The organism is Actinokineospora baliensis (assembly GCF_016907695.1).
In the GTDB taxonomy this organism is placed as follows: domain Bacteria; phylum Actinomycetota; class Actinomycetes; order Mycobacteriales; family Pseudonocardiaceae; genus Actinokineospora; species Actinokineospora baliensis.
On the sequence record NZ_JAFBCK010000001.1, the window covers coordinates 7,644,289 to 7,664,287 of the forward strand.

General features: G+C 70.5%; 10 protein-coding genes. 7 read left to right on the top strand and 3 right to left on the bottom strand.

What is annotated here, in order from left to right:
• The first annotated feature begins 14 nt into the window (after positions 1 to 14).
• Genes JOD54_RS35420 through JOD54_RS33695 form a run of 4 tightly spaced genes read left to right on the top strand, consistent with a single transcriptional unit; the run spans position 15 to position 15,284 of the window.
• The gene (locus JOD54_RS35420) at positions 15 to 11,366 is read left to right on the top strand and encodes a type I polyketide synthase (protein WP_204457041.1); all 11,352 of its coding nucleotides are present in this window, start codon (positions 15 to 17) and stop codon (positions 11,364 to 11,366) included.
• Positions 11,363 to 12,388, top strand: a complete 1,026-nt coding sequence (locus JOD54_RS33685) for an isopenicillin N synthase family dioxygenase (protein ID WP_204455953.1) — start codon at positions 11,363 to 11,365, stop codon at positions 12,386 to 12,388. The genes JOD54_RS35420 and JOD54_RS33685 overlap by 4 nt, the downstream gene beginning before the upstream one ends.
• 28 nt (positions 12,389 to 12,416) lie before the next feature.
• Entirely contained in the window at positions 12,417 to 13,559 is a 1,143-nt protein-coding gene (locus JOD54_RS33690) for a glycine amidinotransferase (RefSeq protein ID WP_204455954.1), read from the top strand.
• Positions 13,560 to 13,574: 15 nt separating this feature from the next.
• On the top strand, positions 13,575 to 15,284 hold the full coding sequence (locus tag JOD54_RS33695; RefSeq protein ID WP_204455955.1) for a carbamoyltransferase family protein: 1,710 nt from the start codon (positions 13,575 to 13,577) through the stop codon (positions 15,282 to 15,284).
• Here JOD54_RS33695 and JOD54_RS33700 read toward each other — a convergent pair.
• Both JOD54_RS33700 and JOD54_RS33705 read right to left on the bottom strand, forming a co-directional pair.
• Positions 15,281 to 16,033, bottom strand: coding sequence for an SDR family oxidoreductase (locus tag JOD54_RS33700; protein ID WP_307860493.1), 753 nt, complete (start codon positions 16,031 to 16,033; stop codon positions 15,281 to 15,283). The two genes, JOD54_RS33695 and JOD54_RS33700, sit on opposite strands and share 4 nt — an antisense overlap.
• Positions 16,034 to 16,063: 30 nt before the next feature.
• A complete protein-coding gene (locus tag JOD54_RS33705; protein ID WP_204455956.1) occupies positions 16,064 to 16,384 on the bottom strand; it encodes a hypothetical protein in 321 nt (106 codons plus the stop codon).
• Positions 16,385 to 16,594: 210 nt separating this feature from the next.
• On the opposite strand from JOD54_RS33705, the gene JOD54_RS33710 reads away from it, so the two are divergent.
• Genes JOD54_RS33710 through JOD54_RS33720 form a run of 3 tightly spaced genes read left to right on the top strand, consistent with a single transcriptional unit; the run spans position 16,595 to position 19,192 of the window.
• On the top strand, positions 16,595 to 17,542 hold the full coding sequence (locus JOD54_RS33710; protein ID WP_204457009.1) for an ABC transporter ATP-binding protein: 948 nt from the start codon (positions 16,595 to 16,597) through the stop codon (positions 17,540 to 17,542).
• Complete coding sequence (locus tag JOD54_RS33715) at positions 17,543 to 18,367, top strand: ABC transporter permease (RefSeq protein WP_204455957.1); 825 nt, start codon at positions 17,543 to 17,545, stop codon at positions 18,365 to 18,367. It begins immediately after the preceding gene.
• Positions 18,368 to 19,192 carry an ABC transporter permease gene (locus JOD54_RS33720; RefSeq protein ID WP_307860495.1) on the top strand — a complete coding sequence of 275 codons (825 nt, stop codon included), beginning with the start codon at positions 18,368 to 18,370 and terminating at the stop codon, positions 19,190 to 19,192.
• On the opposite strand, the gene JOD54_RS33725 is transcribed toward JOD54_RS33720, so the two are convergent.
• Entirely contained in the window at positions 19,185 to 19,931 is a 747-nt protein-coding gene (locus tag JOD54_RS33725) for a hypothetical protein (RefSeq protein ID WP_204455958.1), read from the bottom strand. The genes JOD54_RS33720 and JOD54_RS33725 overlap by 8 nt on opposite strands.
• Positions 19,932 to 19,999: the final 68 nt, after the last annotated feature.

Sequence of the window (19,999 nt, forward strand, 5' to 3'; positions counted from 1 at the left end):
GGAGGAACGCCGAGGTGTCCGCAACCGAGGAGTTGGTCACCGCGCTGCGCCGGTCGGTGCGGGTGATCGACCAGCTCGAGGGCAGGCTGGCCCGCGCTCGTGAGCCGATCGCGGTGGTCGGCATGGCGTGCCGGTTCCCCGGCGCCGACTCGGTGGCCGCCTTCTGGGAGCTGTTGCGCGACGGGGTAGACGCGATCACCGAGATCCCGCCGGACCGATGGGACGTCGACGCCTACTACGACCCCGATCCGGACACCCCGGGTTCCCTCTACGCCCGCCACGGCGGGTTCGTCTCCGGCGTCGACCAGTTCGACCCGCTGTTCTTCGGCATCTCCCCCAAGGAGGCCGCGCGGCTGGACCCGCAGCACCGACTGCTCCTGGAGGTGACCCAACACGCCCTGGAGGATGCCGCGATCCCACCGAAGTCTTTGCGCCGCACTCGAACCGGCGTGTTCGTCGGCGTCGCGGAGAACGACTACGCGCGGCTGGTCGAAGGCGCGGGCGAACTGGAGCACTACGACGCGACCGGCACCGGGTTCTGCTTCGCGTCCGGTCGGATCTCGCACGTGTTCGGCTTCCAGGGCCCCAACATCGCTGTCGACACGGGGTGCTCGAGTTCGCTGGTCGCGATCCACCAGGCGGTGAGCGCACTGCGGCGGGGCGAGTGCGACCACGCGTTGGCGGGCGGTGTGCACCTGCGGCTGGCCCCGACGACCTCGTTGTCACTGGCCAGGACCCGGGCACTGTCACCGGACGGGAGGTGCAAGACCTTCGACGCCGCCGCCGACGGCTTCGGCCGCAGCGAGGGGTGCGGGATGATCGTGCTCAAGCGCCTGTCCGACGCGGAACGCGACAACGACACCGTGCTGGCCGTGATCCGAGGATCAGCGGTCAACCACGACGGCCCCGCGAGCGGGTTCACGGTGCCGAACGAGGGCGCGCAGGTCTCGCTGATCCGCGACGCGCTACGCGACGCCGAGCTCTCGCCCGCCGAGATCGGATTCATCGAGGCCCACGGCACCGGAACCGCACTGGGCGATCCGATCGAGGTCAGCGCGCTGGGCACGGTGTTCGGCGCGAACGAGCACCCGGTGGTGCTGGGTGCGGTGAAGAGCAACATCGGTCACGCCGAAGGCGCGGCGGGCATCGCAGGCGTGATCAAGGCGGTGTTGGCCCTGCGACACGGCACGATCCCGCCGAACGTGCACTTCACGACCCCCACCCCGCACGTGGACTGGGCCCGGCTGCCGTTCCAGGTGCCCACCGAGCCGACGCCGTGGGACGAACGCCAGATCGCCGGGGTCAGCTCGTTCGGCATGAGCGGCACCAACTCCCACATCATCCTCGCGGCAGCCCCACCCCGCGCCACAGTGGACACTCAGGATCGCCCCAGGGTGCTGGTCCTGTCAGGCCGAACTGAGCAGGCGCTTGCCGATGCGGTCAGCGGGATGGCGGCGTTCCTCGACACCGGGCCGCCGGTTGCGGATGTTTGCTTCACCGCCAACACAGGCCGTGACCACTACGAGCACCGGGTGGCGGTGGTCGGCGCCACCAGTGCCGAGTTGGCCGGGCAGTTGCGTGCTGGTGCACCTACAGGGCATGTGCCGAGTCACCAGGGGCCGTCGAGGGTTGCGTTCTTGTTCTCCGGGCAGGGGTCGCAGTACGCGGGCATGGGGCGGGAGCTGTTCGAGGGCGAACCGGTGTTTCGGCGGGCGGTGTTGGAGTGCGCGGAGATCCTAGGCGAGCCACCGTTGTTTGAGGGGCGGGATCTGGACCGGACGGCGACCACGCAGCCCGCGTTGTTCGTCGTCGAGTACGCCTTGGCCGCGATGTGGGAGTCCTGGGGTGTGCGGCCGGACGTGGTGCTCGGGCACAGCGTGGGCGGGATCGTGGCGGCCTGTGTGGCGGGGGCGTTCAGCCTGGCCGACGGGCTGGCGTTCGTCACCGAGCGGGCGCGGTTGATGCAGGCCCAACCTGCTGGTGTGATGGTCGCGGTCCGCGCTGGCGAGGACGCGGTTTCCACCACGGTGGCGCGGTTCCCGCTGGTCGCGGTGGCCGCGGTCAACGCTCCGGGTGAGGTCGTGCTGTCTGGTGATCGTGAGCAGGTCGCCGCCGCGCTCGACGAGCTCGGGCTGCAGGGCAAGTACCTCCCGGTGTCGCACGCGTTCCACTCGCCGTTGATGGCCCCGATCGCCGACGGGCTGCGGGCCGCGGCGAGGCGGATCACCTTCACCGAACCGAAGACCACCATCGTGTCCGACCTGACCGGCGCGGTCGCCGAGGACTTGGCGGACCCGGAGTACTGGGTGCGGCACGCGCTGGAACCGGTCAGGTTCGCCGATGCGGTCGGCGCGGCGGGCGCGGGGATCTTCGTGGAGATCGGGCCGAAGCCGGTGCTGCTCGCGTCGGCGCAGGTCAGTGCGCCGGACGCGGTGTTCCTGCCGAGCCTGCGACCCGACCTCGACTGGGTGGAGCCGCTGACCACCGCCGCCGCGCTGCACCTGCGCGGCACCGCGATCACTTGGTCCGCTGTGGACAGTGCCGGGAAGACCACGATCCCCGGTTACCCCTTCCAGCGCGACCGGTACTGGATCGACGCCGCGCCGGCCAAGGACCGGGTCCGGCCGTTGCTGGACGTGCGGCTGCGGCTGCCCAGCCACCGGTCGACGGTGTTCCAGACCGAACTGGCGGCGGCGGACCTGTTCGCGGAGCACCAGGTGGGCGGCCGTGTTGTGTCGCCCGCGGCCGCGCACCTGGCGATGGTCGCGAGTGCGGCGGACGTGCTCGGCGCTGGCGAGGTCGTGTTGGAGAACGTGGTGTTCCCGGAGCCGCTGGTGCTCCCGAGGACCGTCCAGATCGAGGTGACCGGCAGCGACTTCCAGCTGGTCAGCGTGCCGGACGGCGACGAGCCCGCCCCGGTCCACGCGGTGGGGACCCTCGGTCGCGCCGCGCCCGACGAGCCCGAGCCGCTGGTGGAGGTGCGCGCCAGGGCGACCACCCGGGTTGACGTGGATGCGCTGTACGAGCGGCTGGCGGGCAACGGCATCGAACTGGGGCCGAGGTTCCGCTGGCTGACCGAGGCGCACACCGGTGACGACGAGGTCGTGGCGGCCGTGACCAGGCCATCCGGCACGCGGAAGGTCGCTCCCGCGCACCCCGGACTCCTCGACGCGATGTTCCAAGCCACCGAGGCGTTGGCCACCGCCGAGGGCGCCCGGGTGCCGTTCGCGGTCCGGCGGCTGTGGATCAGCGCGGACGCCGACAACCGGGCGCGCTGGGTACACGCCGTGCGGCACGGGGACCGTTGGGACATCAACCTGATCGACGCCGAGGGTGCTCTGGTCGCCCAAGCCGTCGGGTTCGAGGACCGCCCAGCACCCGCGCTGACCCACGCCTGGACCGAGTGGCTGCGGGAGGTCCGCTGGGAGCCCGTCCCCAGCGAGCCTGCCTCTTCATTCGACAGCGCGGATTCCGTTGTCCACATCGCACGATCCTTGCCCGAACCCGCAGCCGCCGCGCACCACCTGACCACCGAACTGCTCGCACTCGTCCACAACCTCACCCGGCAGCCGAAGCCGCCTCGGCTTTACGTGATCACCCGCAACGCATACGTGGTGGCGCCCGGCGACATCCCCGACCCCGCGCACACCGCGCTCTGGGGCCTCACCCGCGCCATCGTCGCCGAGCACCCCGAGGTGCACACCACCACCATCGACGTCGACGTGTTCGACGAGAGCCACCTCAACACCTCGCACCCGCACAGCGCCGTCCGCAACGGTGTCAACCACATCCCGGTTCTTCGTAAGACCACAGTGGACACCTCCGGCGCGCCCGCCCGGTTGACGCTGGACGCCTACGGGTCGCCGGAGAACCTGCGTTCAACTCCCCTAACACGCCGTGCGCCCGGCCCGGGCGAGGTCGAGATCGAGGTCGCCGCGGCGGGGTTGAACTTCCGGGATGTGTTGGTGTCGCTGGGCATGATGAACTACGCCGCCCGCGCCGCAGACGTACCGCTCGGCTTCGAGTGCGCGGGGACTGTGGTCGCGGTCGGCGAAGAGGTGACCTCGTTTGCCGCAGGTGACCGAGTGATCGCGATGGTCGAGGGTGGCTTCGCCGACTACGTGACCGTCTCCACCGAGTACACCGCGCCCCTGCCCGCGGGGCTCACCATGGCCGAGGGCGCCACGATCCCGCTCGCGTTCCTCACCGCCCAGTACGCGCTGACCACGCTCGCCGGGCTGAGGCCGGGTGAGCGGGTGCTGATCCACGCCGCGTCCGGCGGGGTCGGCCAGGCGGCGGTGCAGATCGCGCAGGCCATCGGGGCCGAGGTGGTCGCGACGGCGAGTGAGTCCAAACAGGACGCAGTGCGGGCGCTGGGCGTCGAGCAGGTGTTCGACTCGCGGTCCACGACCTTCGCGGAGGCCATCGCACCGGTCGACGTGGTGCTCAACAGCTTGACCGGGGAGTTCATCGACGCGAGCGTGTCCGTGCTGGCCGAGGGCGGCCGGTTCGTCGAGATGGGCAAGCTGGACCTGCGCGACGACCTGCCGGTGGCGTACTTCCCGTTCGACCTGGGCGACGACGGCGAGGCCGACCCGGCGCTGATCCCCCGGCTGTTCGCCGAGGTGTCCGCCGGGTTCGCCAACGGCACGCTGCGGCCGCTGCCCACCACGCTGTTCCCCCGCACCGAGGCCGTCGCCGCGTACACGTTCATGCAGCGCGCCCGGCACATCGGCAAGGTCGTGCTCACCTTCGACCGACCGGTTCGGCCGCGCGCGGACGGGACCTACCTGGTCACCGGCGGCCTGGGCGCACTGGGCCTGCGGACGGCCAGGGAACTGGCCGAGCACGGCGCCGGGACCATCGTCCTCACCAGCCGCGGTGAGCCAACTCCTGAGCAACAGGCGGCGATCGCGGAGATCAGCGCTCGGGTGCACGTGCGGTCCGGCGATCTCTCCGATCGGGGCACGGTCGAGCGGATCATCGCCGAACACGGCCCGCTGCACGGGATCGTCCACGCCGCCGGTGTGCTGGACGACGGGATCCTCGCCCACCAGAGCGCCGAGCGGTTCGACGCCGTCTTGGCACCGAAGGCCGACGCGGCCTGGCACCTGCACGAACTGGCGGGCGAACTGGACTTCTTCGTCGCGTACTCCTCGGTCGCCGCCCTGCTCGACGACGGCGGCCAGGGCAACTACGCCGCCGCAAACGCTTTCCTCGACGGTCTCGCCGCCCGCCGCCGCGCCGAGGGCCGGGCCGGTTTGTCGATCAACTGGGGCCCGTGGGCGGAGATCGGCATGGCCGCCCGCACCGAACGCCTGGCAGGCCAAGCCCTGATCCCACCCGCTGAAGGCACCGCAGCCGCCCTCACCCTCCTAGGCGCACCCCTGGCCCAAATAGCCGTCATGCGCACCACGGAACAGTCCACTGTGGAACCTCAGCGCGCCAAACTCCAACTGGACACCCCAGCGGCCCTGCTCCAGCACCTGACCCAGCATCTAACTCACCTGCTGGGCCTACCCCCCGGCTACCGCATCGACCCCGACTCGGCCTTCACCGACCTGGGCATGGATTCCCTCATGGTCGTGGAGCTGCGCAACCGCCTCCAACGCGACCTCAACGTCCCCCTCAGCCCCACCATCGCCTTCGACCACCCCACCCCCACCGCCCTAACCACGCACCTACTTCCTTCTCTCCCTCCGCCCCCACAAACCGCCACCTCAGGGGACCGTGACGAAACCCAACCACGTTCACCCACCCAACACCCACGTCCCCACCCCACCGCCACAACCACGGTTAATCCTGGGGAGGCGGCACTAGCGGTTACTGGCCTTGGATGTCGGTTTCCTGGAGCGGGGGGTTCGGGGGCTTATTGGGAGTTGTTGCGGTCGGGGGGTGAGGCGATCTCGGTCGTGCCCGCTGGTCGGTGGGACAACGGGACTGAGCGGGGTGGGTTCCTCGATGACATCGCTGGGTTCGATCCTGCGTTCTTCGGGATCTCCCCGCGCGAGGCTCGGCACATAGACCCGCAGCAGCGCCTGTTGCTCGAAGTCGCCTGGGAGGCTCTTGAGGACTCCGGGCACGATCCACGGTCCCTGGCGGGCAGCCGCACCGGGGTGTTCGTCGGTATCTCGGAGGCCGAGTACCTGCCGGTGATGCGCGCGAAGGCGGGCGGGCCGGTCCAGATGCATGACCTCACCGGCAACGCGTTGAGTGTGGCGAGCGGTCGTCTCTCCTACCTGCTGGGTCTGCGCGGTCCGAACTTGGCGTTGGACACGGCGTGTTCGTCGGCTCTTGTCGCCGTGCACCTCGCGATCGCGAGCCTGCGGCGGGGCGAGTGTGACATGGCGCTGGCGGGTGGGGTGAGCTTGATGGTGTCGCCGGACGCGTTCGCGGCTTTCGCTGACGGCAACGCGCTCGCGGCTGACGGCAGGTGTAAGACGTTCGATGCTGCTGCCGACGGGTACGGGCGGGGTGAGGGTGCTGGGATCGTTGTCCTTAAGCGGCTCGAGGACGCTGTAGCCGCTGGTGACCCGATCCGTGCGGTTATCCGGGGTAGTGCGGTCAACCAAGACGGGCGAACCAACGGTCTTACCGCCCCGAACGGGCTTGCGCAGCAAGAGGTCATCCGGGCGGCTCTTGCCGATGCCCGGGTGGACCCGTCTGCCGTCGGTTACGTCGAGACGCACGGCACCGGGACGCAGTTGGGTGACCCGGTTGAGGTTGGCGCGTTGAGCGCGGTGTTCGCGGGCAGGTCCACCCCCGTGTTGTTGGGTGCGGCGAAGACCAACATCGGTCACCTTGAGGCGGCTGCCGGGGCCGCTGGCCTGATCAAGGCTGTCTTGGCCCTGAGCCATGGCGAGATCCCACCGAACCGGAACTTCCACGAGCCGAACCCGCACATCTCGTGGGACGCGGTGGCCGTGCCGACCGAGGTGACGCCGTGGCCGGAGGGGGCGACAGCCGCCGGGGTGAGTTCGTTCGGCTTCAGCGGCACCAACGCACATGTTGTCTTGACCGCCGCACCCACTCCAACTGTCGCAGATGGCCCTAAGCGGCCCAGGCACGTCCTACCGTTGTCAGCGCGCTCCCCTGAGGCCTTGCGCGACCTAGCTGCTCGCCACGCGAACGCACTAGAGCGCGTTGACGAGGTCGCGGACTACTTCCACACCACAGCGACTGGGCGCACCAAGTTCCCCCACCGACTGGCGATCACTGCGTCCACCGGCGCGGAGGCTGTGAAAGCGCTGACCCGGTTCGCGGAAGGTAGGCCCACGGCGAGCGGGGTGGTCGACCAGCCGCCGCGGGTGGCGTTCCTGTTCACCGGGCAGGGGTCGCAGTACGCGGGCATGGGTAAGGGGCTGTTCGACACCCACCCGGTCTTCCGCGACGCGTTGATCCGCTGCGACGAGATCCTGCGCTCTTACGACATCCCCCTGCTGGACATCCTCTATTCCGACACGACCGGGCTCATTGACCGCACCTCTTACGCGCAACCGGCGATCTTCGCGTTGGAGTACGCGCTGACGCAGCTGTGGTCAGCGTGGGGGGTTCGTCCGCACGTCGTCATGGGCCACAGCACCGGCGAGTTCGCTGCGGCTTGTGTCGCCGGGTTCCTCGACCTGGAAGACGCGCTGGGTCTGCTCACCCGCCGGGCCCGACTGATCGAGGAGGCCACGTCCGGCGGCGCCACAGCCGCCGTTCTGGCTCCGCGTGCCGAGGTCGAGCCGTTGCTCACCGGTCAGGTCGGGGTGGCCGGGGTCAACGGACCTCGGGAGACCCTGATCGCCGGGGCCGCCGACGCGGTCGCCGAAGCGCTGGTCGCGGTCAAGGCGGCCGGGCTGGACGGTCGGCCCTTGAAGATCCCGCACGCGCCGCACTCGCCGCTCGTCGAGACCGTGCTGCCGGAACTTGTCAGAGCCGCCGAACAGTTCGCCTATAGGGAGCCGACCGTCCGGATGATCTCCAACGTGACCGGGGGCATAGTGGACTCGGTCGACGCTGAGCACTGGCGCAGGCACACCCGGGAGCCGGTGCTGTTCGCCGACGGCATGGCCACGCTGGCGGGCGAAGGGTGCCAGGTGGTGCTCGAGGTAGGGCCGCAACCGGTGCTGCAACTGCTGGGCAGGCAGAGCTGGCAAGGACCGCAGGTGCGCTGGCTGTCCTCGCTCTGGGAGGGCCGCGACGACTGGAAGCAGGTCCTGCAGAGCGTCGCCGAGCTCTACGCGGCCGGGGTCGACTTCGACTGGGCGACCTTCGACGAGCCGTACCCGCACCGCCGCGTCCCCGTGCCGACCTACCCGTTCCAGCGCGAGCGGCACTGGTTCACCGAGAAGCCCAGCGCACCGACCGCGGTACCCCGGCAGGAGGGCGGAGAAGTGCACACCGACCAGCGCGACCGGATCCTCGACGACCTGCGGGACCGGCTCAGCGCGGGCCTGGAGCTCGCGGAGCTGCCGCCGCGCACCACGTTCGTCGACCTGGGCGCCGACTCGCTGCTGATCGCCAAGCTGATCCAGGACATCATCGACCGGTACGGGGTCACGTTGACCGTCGGGCAGCTGTTCGACGAACTGGACACCGTCGAAGCCGTCGCCGCCCACCTGGCCGAGATCGCGCCCGCCGTCGAGCAGCCCCCACTGCCCACACCGGCGGTTCCGGTCGTGCCGGTCGCACCCGCGCCCGCCGACGACGTCAAGGCGCTCCTGGCGGCCCAGCTGGACATCATGTCGCGCCAGCTCGACCTCCTCGGCCGCGGCAATCAGGCTCCCCCTCCCGCGGCCGCACCCAAGAAGGCACCCCCGAAACAGGCCCCCGCACCGGCGCGCGAGCTGACCGAACGGCAACAGCAGCACCTCGACGAGCTGCTGGCCACGCACAAGAAGCGCACGGCGGGCTCGCTGGCGCGGGCGGCCGACCACCGGGGCATCCGGGCCGACACCAGGATGCGCTCGGTGCGGCCGGAGACCAGGTCGGTGTCGTACCCGATCATCGCCGACCGCGGCCACGGCGCCCGGTTCCACGACATCGACGGCAACTCGTACATCGACATCGCGATGGGCGTCGGGGTGCTGCTGTTCGGCCACGACCCGGAGTTCGTCACCGCGGCCGTCACCGAGCGGATCGGCTTGGGCCTGCAACTCGGGCCGATCACCGACCTCGCGGACGAGGTCGCCCAGCTCGTGCGCGAGTTGACCGGCATGGAGCGGATGTTCTTCGCGGTGACCGGTAGCGATGCCGTGCGTGGTGCACTGCGAATCGCGCAAGCTAAGACCGGCAGGACCCGATTCGCGATGTTCTCCGGCTCTTACCACGGTCAGGACGACCGGGTTCTTGCGCTACCGGACGTCTTGGGCGACCCCGAGCAGTCCGTCCCTATGGCACCCGGCATCGCACCAGGCGCGGCCGCTGACGCACTCGTGCTCACCTATGGCGCAGCATCGGCGTTGCAGGCCATAGAGGCGCACGCGGACGAACTGGCGGGTGTGCTGGTCGAACCGGTGCAGAGCCGCAACCCGACGTTGCAGCCGGAGGCGTTCCTGCGCGACCTGCGGGCGTTGACCACCCGGCTCGGCATCCCGCTGATCTTCGACGAGGTGATCACCGGGTTCCGGGTGCACCCAGGCGGCGCCCAGGCGCACTTCGGGGTGCGGGCCGACATCGCCACCTACGGCAAGGTCGTCGGCGGTGGCCTGCCGGTGAGCATCGTCGCGGGTGGGGCCGAGTTCCTAGACCAGGTCGACGGCGGTGACTGGGTCGACGGGCCGGGAGCGGACCCCAACAGCCCCAAGACCTACATCGGCAGCACGTTCGAGATGCACCCCTATGCCATGGCCAGCACCCGGGCCGTGCTGCGGCACCTGCGCGACCACGGGCCCGAGCTGCAGCGGCGGCTGACCGGGCGGGCCGAGCACCTGGCCGACACGCTGAACGCGTTCTTCCAGGCGGAGGCGGTACCGATCCGGGTGCTGCGGTTCGCCTCGGTGTTCCGCTTCGCCTGGAAGGGCAACGCCAGCTACGCCCACCAGCCGCTGGAGATCGAGGTCTTCCACTTCCACCTGCTCACCAGGGGCATCTACCTGTGGGAAGGCCGGACCTGCTTCCTGTCGACCGCTCACACCGACGACGACGTCGACGCGATCGTCACCGCGGTGCGGGAGGCCGTGGCCGGGATGCGCGACGGCGGGTTCCTACCCGACTCGGTCACCCCGGTCGGGGACGAGCAGCGGGCCGTGCTAGCGCTGCCGTCGTGGACGGTCGCCGAGGACATCCTGCTCAGCGGCGAACCGGACCTGGACGCGCTGCGGGCCGCGGTGCGCGTGGTGACTTCCCGGCACCAGGCGCTGCGGACGGTGTTCCGCGACTCCGGCGCCGTGGTGCTGCCCTCGGTCGACGTGCCGGTGGAGGTGGCCGACCTCGGCTGGTGGGACCGCATCGAGCCGTTCGACCTGGGCACCGGGCCGTTGCTGCGGATCGCAGTGCTCGATGGACGGCACCTGGCGGTGGTGGCCCACCACTCAGTCTGCGATGGGTGGTCGATGGCGGTGATCCTGCAGGAGCTGGCTTCGGCGTACTCCGGCAAGCAGGCGGAGTTGCCCGAACCGTTGCAGTACCGGGACTTCCTCGAACAGGAACGCAATCTGTCCACACAGGAGCGGTACTGGGCCGAGCGGTTCGCCGACGGGTTCCCGAACACCGCGTTCCCGACGAAGACGCCGTCGACGTCCCGGCGGGGCGAACGGATCACCTTCGAACTCGACCGCGTCGAGACCGTCAAGGAAGCCGGGAAAGCCGCCAAGGCGACGCTGTTCATGGCGCTACTCGCCGGGTACGGGCTGCTCACCCACCAGGTCACCGGCCAGGACGACATCGTGATCGGTGTCCCGCAGGCCGGGCGCGGGTTCCCCGGGAGCGGGTCGATCGTCGGCTACTGCGCGCACTTCCTGCCGATCCGCAGCACCCTGACCCCGGGGCTCACCGTGGGCGAGTACCTCGGGCAGGTCCGCGCGAGCGTGCTGGCGGCCTTCGAGCACCAGGACGTGCCCTTCGCGCGCCTGCACCCGGGAAGCGACTACCCGGCGCCGCTGCGCACGGTGTTCAACCTCGACCGCTCGATCCCGGTGCCGGACTTCGCGGGGCTCACCGGGCGGTTCGAACCGGTCCCGGCGCACTTCGCGCTGGTCGACTTCCGCATCGACGGCATCGAGACCGGCACCGGCATCCGGTTCGACTGCGACTACCTGGCCGACTCGTTCGACGAGGCCACCGCGCGCCGCTGGTGCGAGCACTACCTGACGCTGCTGACCGCGCTGGCCGACCAGGACCTCGCCGTGGACCGGCTGCCCACCCCAGGAGACACCCGATGAGCCAAGCCGTGGACAACCACACCGCGTTCACCCGGGTCCCGGTGATCGACATCGGCGCGCTGGTCACCCCCGACCCCGACCCGGCCGCGCTGCGCCGGGTGGTGGACGAGATCGGGGCCGCCTGCCGCGACATCGGGTTCTTCTACGTCGCCGACCACGGCGTCGACGCCGCCGACAGCGCCGAGATGTTCGCCGCGGCCAAGGCGTTCTTCGACCTCCCGCTGGCCGCGAAGATGAAGATCCGCCTCGGCGGCACGACCGACCAGTTCCGCGGCTTCGTGCCGCTGGGCGGCGAGGTCACCGCAGGCAAGACCGACTGGCACGAATGCCTTGACCTGCAACCGAAGTGGGGCCGCGACGCCACCAGCGCCGCCACTGTGCGGGCGGTGCGCGACCAGCACCCGCTCGACGACCCCGAGCAGTGGCCCGCCGAGCTGCCGTGGTTCCGGACGGTGATGATGCGCTCCTGGGACCAGATGTGGGCGTTGAGCGCGCGCATCGCCGCCGGGATGGCGCTGAGCCTCGGCCTCGACGAGCACTTCTTCGCCCGGTTCGAGGGCGCCGAGCTCAGCGACCTGCGGATGGTGCACTACCCGCCGTTCAGCCAGGAGGCGCACCCGCACGCACCCGACGGGTTCACCATCGACCAGACCGAACTGGGCTTCGGCGCGCACGTGGACTACGGGTTCCTCGCCGTGTTGCAACAGGACGGTGTCGGCGGGCTGGAGGTCCGCAACGCGCGCGGCGAGTGGATCGCGGCACCGCACATCCCCGGCACGTTCCTGGTCAACATCGGGTTGATGATGCAGCGCTGGACCAACGACCGCTACCAGGCGACCTGGCACCGGGTGCAGATCCCGGGTACCAGCGACCGCTACTCCATCCCGTTCTTCTTCGAACCGCGCTTCGACGCCGTGGTCGCCCCCCTGCCGCAGTGCGTCGACGCGGACAACCCCCCGCGCTACGAACCCTGCGAGTTCGGCCCTTATGTGGTCAACCTCTTCGCAAAGGCCTACGACTAACCGATCCCACACCGAAAGCAGGCGCCGCATGCAGCAAGTGTCCGAAGTGGTCAACTCGTGGAACGAGTGGGACCCGCTGGAGGAGATCGTGGTCGGGTCGGCCGACGGGGCGAACTTCGAGCCGAGCGAGCCGGGCAACCGGCCGCAGATCCGCAACGCCGCGCCCGGCACGCCGTTCCCGACCGGGCCCAAGTCGGCCGAGGCCGTCGACCGCGCCAACGAGGAGCTGGCCGGGCTGGTGTCGCTGCTGGAGTCCGAGGGCGTGCGGGTGCGCAGGCCCTCGCCGCACGACTTCGCCCAGCCGGTGCGCACCCCCGACTTCACCTCGGCCAACCAGTACTGCGCGGTGTGCCCGCGGGACGTGATGATCACCATCGGCAACGAGATCATCGAGGCGCCGATGTCGCGGCGGGCCCGCTACTTCGAGTACCAGCCCTACCGGGACCTGGTGTACGAGTACTGGAACGCCGACCCGGCGGTGGTGTGGACGACCGCGCCGAAGCCGTCGATGGCCGACCGGATGTACCGCGAGGAGTTCTGGGACGTCCCGCTGGCCGAACGGCACGCGCGCATGCACTCCTTCGAGTTCTGCATCACCCAGGACGAGGTCGTCTTCGACGCGGCGGACATGAGCCGCTTCGGCCGCGACATCGTGGTGCAGGAGTCGATGACCACCAACCGGGCTGGCATCGCCTGGCTCAAGCGGCACCTGGAGCCCAAGGGGTTCCGGATCCGGCCGGTGCACTTCCCGCTGGACTTCTTCCCCTCGCACATCGACTGCACGTTCGTGCCGCTGCGGCCGGGCCTGGTGCTGACCAACCCGGACCGACCGCTGCGCGAGGGCGAGGAGAAGCTGTTCCTGGCCAACGACTGGGAGCTGGTCGAGGCGCCGGAACCGACCACCGGCAACGACGACATGCCCGAGTTCTGCCAGTCGTCGAAGTGGCTGTCGATGAACGTGCTCAGCATCGGCCCCGGCAAGGTCATCTGCGAGCAGCAGGAGAAGCCGCTGCAGGAACTGCTGTACACACTGGACTTCGAGGTGTTCCCGGTCCCGTTCCGCAACGTGTTCGAGTACGGCGGGTCGCTGCACTGCGCCACCTGGGACGTGCGCCGCACCGGGGCCGGGGAGGACTACTTCCCGCACTCCGACTACCAGCCGCTGGTCTGAGGGGAAGGGATCGCCATGTACATCCTCGGGGTCAACTCGGTCTACCACGAGTCGTCGGCCTGCCTGGTCCGCGACGGGGTCGTGCTCGCCGCGGCCGAGGAGGAGCGGTTCAACCGGGTCAAGCACGGCAAGGAGGCCCGCTCGGACAACCCGGACGAGCTGCCGCGCGAGGCCATCGACTTCTGCCTGGCCACAGCGGGCATCACGCTCGCCGAGGTCGACCACGTCACGGTCGCGGCGGACCCGGACGTCATCGCCGAGGTGCTACGGCTCGGGCTGCCGTCGCCGTGGGCCGACCGGGCGGACCAGAAGCGGTTCCTGGGCAAGCTGCCCGACATCCCGCGCCGGTTCGGCGAACTCGGCTTCACCGGCGAGTTCCACTGGGTGGCCCACCACACCGCGCACGCGGCGTCGGCCTATTTCGCCTCGTCCTTCGACGACGCCGCCGTCCTGGTGGTCGACGCCCTGGGCGACGACGCGTTCTCCACCCGCTTCTACCGCGCGCGGGGCACCACGCTCGACCACGTCCAGAGCGTCCGGTACCCGGCGTCCATCGGTTACCTGTGGGAGCTGGTGTCCGTCTACTTGGGATTCGGCGTGTACGACGCGGCGAAGGTGATGGGCCTGGCCGCCTACGGAGACCCGACCCGCTTCGCCGCCGCTTTCGACCGCCTGGCCTGGACCACCCAGGACGGCGGCTTCGACATGGCCCACGACCTCCTGCGCTTCGCCGACATCCTCTACTACCCGCCGTCGGCGAACACCGGCGGACTGGTCGAGCTCCTCGGCGTCGAACCCCGCTCGCGCGGCGCGTCCCTCGACCAGGTGCACCAGGACGTCGCCGCTGCGTTGCAGGAGAAGACGAACGAGTTGGTGCTGCACATGACCAACCACCTGCACCAGCTCACCGGCTCGTCGCGCCTGTGCCTGGCGGGCGGCGTCGCGCTCAATTGCGTGGCGAACCAGATCGCGTTCGAGCGGTCCCCGTTCACCGAACTCTACGTGCAGCCCGCGGCCCACGACGGCGGCCTTTCGGTCGGCGCGGCATTGCACGTGTGGAACCACGTGCTGGGGCAGTCGCGGTCGCCGGAAATGCCGCACGCCTATTGGGGGCCGTCGTTCTCGGATTCGGCGATCGCGGACGAGCTTTCGCGCCACCCCGACCTCGTGGTGTCCCAGCCGGAGCACTTCGAGGCCGAGGTCGCGCGGTTGGTGGCCGGTGGCAAGGTCATCGGCCTGTTCCAGGGTGCGATGGAACTGGGTCCGCGCGCGCTGGGCAACCGCAGCATCATCGGGGACCCCCGCGAACGGGCGATGCGGGAGGTGCTCAACCACAAGGTGAAGCACCGGGAGTACTTCCGGCCGCTGGCGCCCAGCGTGCTCGCCGAGGCGGTGGACGAGTGGTTCGAGGTCGCCAAACCCACCAGCGCGGGCGACTACATGCTGATGGCCTACCCGGCGCGACCGGACAAGTACGCGCGGATGGGCGCGGTGCTGCACGTGGACAACACCTGCCGGATCCAGGCCGTGCACCGGGAGACCAACCCGCGGTTCCACCGGATCATCACCGAGTTCGCGGCGCTGACCGGGGTGCCGATGGTGTTGAACACCTCGTTCAACGACCAGGAACCGATCATCTGCACCCCGGGTGACGCGCTGGCCACCTTCCGCAAGACCGAGATCGACTTCCTGGCGATCGGCCCGTTCCTGGTGCGCAAGGGCTAGCCGTGCTGGTGCCTGCGGAAGCCGCCCTCGGAGTTGATCACTTGGCCGGTGACCCACGCCGCGTCCGGCCCGGCCAGCCAGGTGATCAGCCTGGCCGGGTCCTGCGGCCGCCCCCAGCGCCCGGCCGGGAAGCGCGCCAGCAGGTCGGCGCGCTGCTCGGGGCTGGGCCAGCCGGTGTCGACCGGGCCGGGGTTCACCGCGTTCACGGTGATACCCCGGTCCGCGAGGTGGTCGGCCAGCGTCGGGGTGATGCCCGCCAGGGCCGCCTTGCTGGTGGCGTACGCGATCTCGTCCGGCATCGGCCCCAGGGCCTGGCCGGAGGTCATCAGCACCACCCGACCGCCCGCGCGGCCGTCGTGCTGGGCGGCGAACGCCTGGACCAGCAGGAGGGTGGACCGGGTGTTGACCGCCCAGTGCGCGTCGAGGGTGTCCGCGTCGAGGGTGCCCAGCGGGCCGTCGGCACCGTTGAGCGCGTGGTTGCACACCAGGATGTCGACGTGTCCAGGGGCGGCGGCGACCAGGCGCTCCGGGGCGCCGGGTGCGGTGAGGTCGAGGCCGAGGTGGGCGGCGGACAGCTCGGCCGCGAGCACCTCCGGGCCATCCGGGTCGGGGCTCCACGGCCGGTCCGCGGCGGCGTGGTGGTGCAGGAACAGGTCCGCGCCCGCCCCGGCGAGACCGCTGGCGATCGCGTACCCGATGCCCGCCCGTCTGCTGACCCCGGTGACCAGGGCGAGTTTCCCGTTCAGCACCCGGCCTGTCTACCAGGTCGCGCGCCGGGGTCAGGACGAGCGGGCGGCCCTGCCCCTGGGGTCGAACATCACCGGCACCACGTCGGCGTAGGGCTGGTCGTCGAGCTCGACGCGGGCCGGGGGGACGCCGACGAGGGTCAGCGCCCAGAAGTGGTCGACGTCGACGTTCTCGTTGCAGGCGTTGCAGGAGACGCGCACGACGCCCTCCTGCTCGCTGGCCTGCGCGCGGTAGCCGACCCGCGCCAGCGAGTGGGTGCCGACCTTGCAGGTGGCGGGCAGGATGGCCACCCGCTCACCGATGTTGCTCACGCGGTAGCGGACGGCCATGTCTGGGGGGCGGTTGTCGTACATGGCCGACACCCTAACCCGACCGTCGAACAGATGTTCGTCCACGGTGGACCAGATCACCCGCACGGGTGGCCCTTGAGTCCACAGAGGACAGACATGGCAAGGCAGACCCCGGCGGCGTACGACGTCCGGGAACAGTGGGTGACTATCCGACCCTCGCCCGGGTGAGTCGGTCGCTGGTAGTGTCGGGACGGTCACCGCAAACCGATGGGGATGGTGTTCGTGGGAACGCAGGTCCGGCCACCGATCATCTCCGGGAGCGGACTGGTGAAGCGCTTCGCCGATTTCGAGGCGGTCCGCGGAATTGATTTCCAGGTGCGCCCCGGAGAGGCTTTCGGCTTCCTCGGGCCCAATGGCGCAGGCAAGTCCTCGACCATGCGCATGGTGTCGTGCATGTCCCCGCGCACCGGCGGCGACCTGCGGGTGCTGGGCATGGACCCGGACACGCACGGCCCGGCGATCCGGGCCCGCATCGGTGTTGTGCCCCAACAGGACAACCTCGACCGCGAGCTCACCGTCCGGCAGAACCTGCACGTCTACGGCCGCTACTTCGGCCTCACCCGAGCGCAGGTGCGGGCCAAGGCGGTCGAGCTGATCGAGTTCGCCCGGCTCGCCGACCGCGCCGACGACGACGTGGAACCGCTCTCCGGCGGGATGAAGCGCCGGTTGACCATCGCCCGCGCGCTGGTCAACGACCCGGAGGTGCTGCTGCTCGACGAGCCGACCACCGGCCTGGACCCGCAGGCGCGGCACCTGCTGTGGGAGAAGCTGTTCGCGCTCAAGCAGCGCGGCGTCACGCTGATCATCACGACGCACTACATGGACGAGGCCGAGCAGCTGTGCGACCGGCTGGTGGTCATGGACGGCGGCAAGATCGTCGCGGAGGGCTCGCCAGCCGAGCTGATCGCCAGGTACGCCACCCGCGAGGTGCTGGAACTGCGCTTCGCCCCCGGCGAGCAGCACGCGGCCGTGGACGCCGTGCGCGACCTGGCCGACCGCGTCGAGGTCCTGCCCGACCGCCTCCTGCTCTACACCACCGACGGCGACGCGGCCACCACCCGCGCCCACGACCGCGGCGTGCGGCCCACCTCGACCCTGGTGCGCCGCTCCACCCTGGAGGACGTGTTCCTCCGGCTCACCGGCCGAACGCTGGTGGACTAGGTGACCACCACCGTCGACCGCCCCACCGCGGCGGCCACCGGCGTCGTCGTCCGGCCGTGGCGCGCGGTGTGGCTGCGCCTGGAAGGCCAGTGGACCTGGTACCGGCGGCACTGGACGGCGAGCCTGCTGTCCTCCGGCCTGCAACCGGTCCTGTTCCTCACCGCCATGGGGGTGGGGTTCGGCTCGCAGGTGCGCCCGGGCCCGCTCACCGGTGGCGCGCCGTACTTGGCTTACGTGGCACCGACGATCCTCGTGAGCGGCCTGATCACGATCGCGGTCGCCGAGGCCGGGTTGCCGATCCTGTCCGGTTTCAAGTGGAAACAGGACTACTGGGCGGTCGCCTCGTCGCCGATCAGCCCGGGGCAGCTGTTCACCGCGGAACTCCTGTGGATCACCGCCCGGCTCGTCCTCGGCGCGGTGCTGTACCTGGCGGTCACCGCGCTGCTGGGCGGGTGGACGGGACCGGGAGCGCTGCTGGTGGCACCGATCGCGGTCCTGGCTGGCGCGGCCTGCGCCACCCCGATCATGGCCTTCGCCGCCACCACCAAGGGCGACGGCCACGTCTTCGCCGCCCTGAACCGCTTCGTCGTCATGCCGATGACCCTGTTCGCGGGCACCTTCTTCCCCCTCGACCGCCTCCCAGAAGCCGTGCGACCGCTCGCCTGGATCTCCCCGCTGTGGCACGGCAACGAGCTCGCCCGCGGTGCGGCGCTCGGCGGGCTCGGGGTGTGGCCCGCACTGGGACACCTGGCGGTGCTGATCGGACTGCTGGGCCTGGGAGTCGCCACGGGACGCCGCCGCTTCCAACGCAGGCTGGTGGTCTGAGTGTCTGTTGTGGACAACCGGCGGCGGGTTGCCGTGTTGCAGCGGGTTCTGCCGTCGGGCAGCTACGTGGGGTTGGCCCGGCGGCTGGTGGAGCGGTCGGCGTTGTTGTACGCGCGGGCGTGGATGGTGTTGCTGTCGGGGATCTTCGAGCCGTTGTTCTACGTCCTGGCGTTCCAGATCGGGTTCGGGGCGCTGGTGCCGGTGGTGACCGGGCCGGGCGGGGTGCAGCTGAGCTACGTCGCTTTCGTGGCCCCCGCGCTGTTGGTCGCCTCCGCGATGAACGGCGCCGTGTCCGAGACGATGAGCATGTTCTACAAGCTGCGCTTCGACGGCCTCTACGACTCCGTGTTGGCCACGCCGCTGGGCACCTACGACGTCGCGCTGGGCGAGTTGTCCTGGACGGTGTTGCGCAGCGGCCTGTACGCGGTGGCGTTCTTCACCGTGATGGCCGTGATGGGGCTGGTCACCACGCCGTGGGCGCTGCTGCTGGTGCCGGTCGCGTTGCTGGTGTCGATGGCGTTCGCCGCGATCGGCATGGTGTGCGCGACGGTGCTGCGGTCGTCGGCGCAGTTCGAGTACATCCACCTCCTCGTGGTGCCGATGTTCCTGTTCTCCGGCACCTTCTTCTCCGTCGAGGTCTACCCGCTGCCGCTGCGGGTCCTCGCCGAACTGTCCCCGCTCTACCACGGCGTGGAACTGGCCAGGGGGTTCTCCGTCGGCGTGCTGGGCCCGGCGGTGCTCGGCCACGTGGCGGTGCTGCTCGCCCTGACCGCGGCAGGCCTCTACGGCACGTCGCGGCGCATCGGCAAGCTCCTGCTCACCTAGCGGCGGAGGCCTCGATGACGGCGATCGTGCGCAGCACCACCGGGCGCGGTTCCCCGCTCTCGACCGCCTCGACCAACCCGCGCAACACCGCGACCAGCCCCACCACCCCGGCCACCCCGCGCAGCGCCGCGATCAGCCACCACAGACCGTTGACCAGGCCGCGATCCCTTGCCACAGCGGCGAACCGCCTGGCGAGCACCACCCGCCCATGGCACGCGACCGCGGCGGCGAGCCTGCCGATGATCAACGCCTCGAACCCGGCCACCGCACCCGCCTTCCCCAGTCCGACCCCATCGGGCCAGTACAGCCCGACCCGGGTGCCCGCGAACGACCCGTCTTCGGCTGTCAGCCGTTCAGCCGACACCGCCAAGCCGAACGGTGCCGACACCCGGCCGCCCGCGAACGACCGGTCTTCGGCTCTTGGCCGTTCGGCGGGCACCACCAGGACCGAACCAGCGACGCGCACCTCAACCACACCCGCACGGCACGCGGCCGCGGGCCCGCTGATGATCAGCAGCTCGTACCCGGTGGCCACGACTTCCGAGGTCCCGGTGCGGCGTTCGGCGGACACCGCCAGGGGCGAGACGGCAGCGACTCCCACCACAGCACCCGCCCTCACCTGCCCGAATCCGTCCAGCCGGTACAGCCCGGTCTGGCCGCGGGCGAACGACCGGTCCGAACCCGCGCGGCACGCAAACGCAGCGGCGAACCCGCCGATGATCAACGCCCCCGCGACCACGCCCGCCCTCCCCTGTCCGAATCCGTCCAGCCAGCACCGCCCGGCCCGGGCGAACGACCGGTCTTCGG

Coding starts and splice junctions, on each gene's coding strand:
- JOD54_RS33710 (WP_204457009.1), top strand. CDS start 16,595: ATGGTGTTCGTGGGAACGCAGGTCCGGCCACCGATCATCTCCGGGAGC.
- JOD54_RS33705 (WP_204455956.1), bottom strand. CDS start 16,384: ATGTACGACAACCGCCCCCCAGACATGGCCGTCCGCTACCGCGTGAGC.
- JOD54_RS33690 (WP_204455954.1), top strand. CDS start 12,417: ATGCAGCAAGTGTCCGAAGTGGTCAACTCGTGGAACGAGTGGGACCCG.
- JOD54_RS33685 (WP_204455953.1), top strand. CDS start 11,363: ATGAGCCAAGCCGTGGACAACCACACCGCGTTCACCCGGGTCCCGGTG.
- JOD54_RS33695 (WP_204455955.1), top strand. CDS start 13,575: ATGTACATCCTCGGGGTCAACTCGGTCTACCACGAGTCGTCGGCCTGC.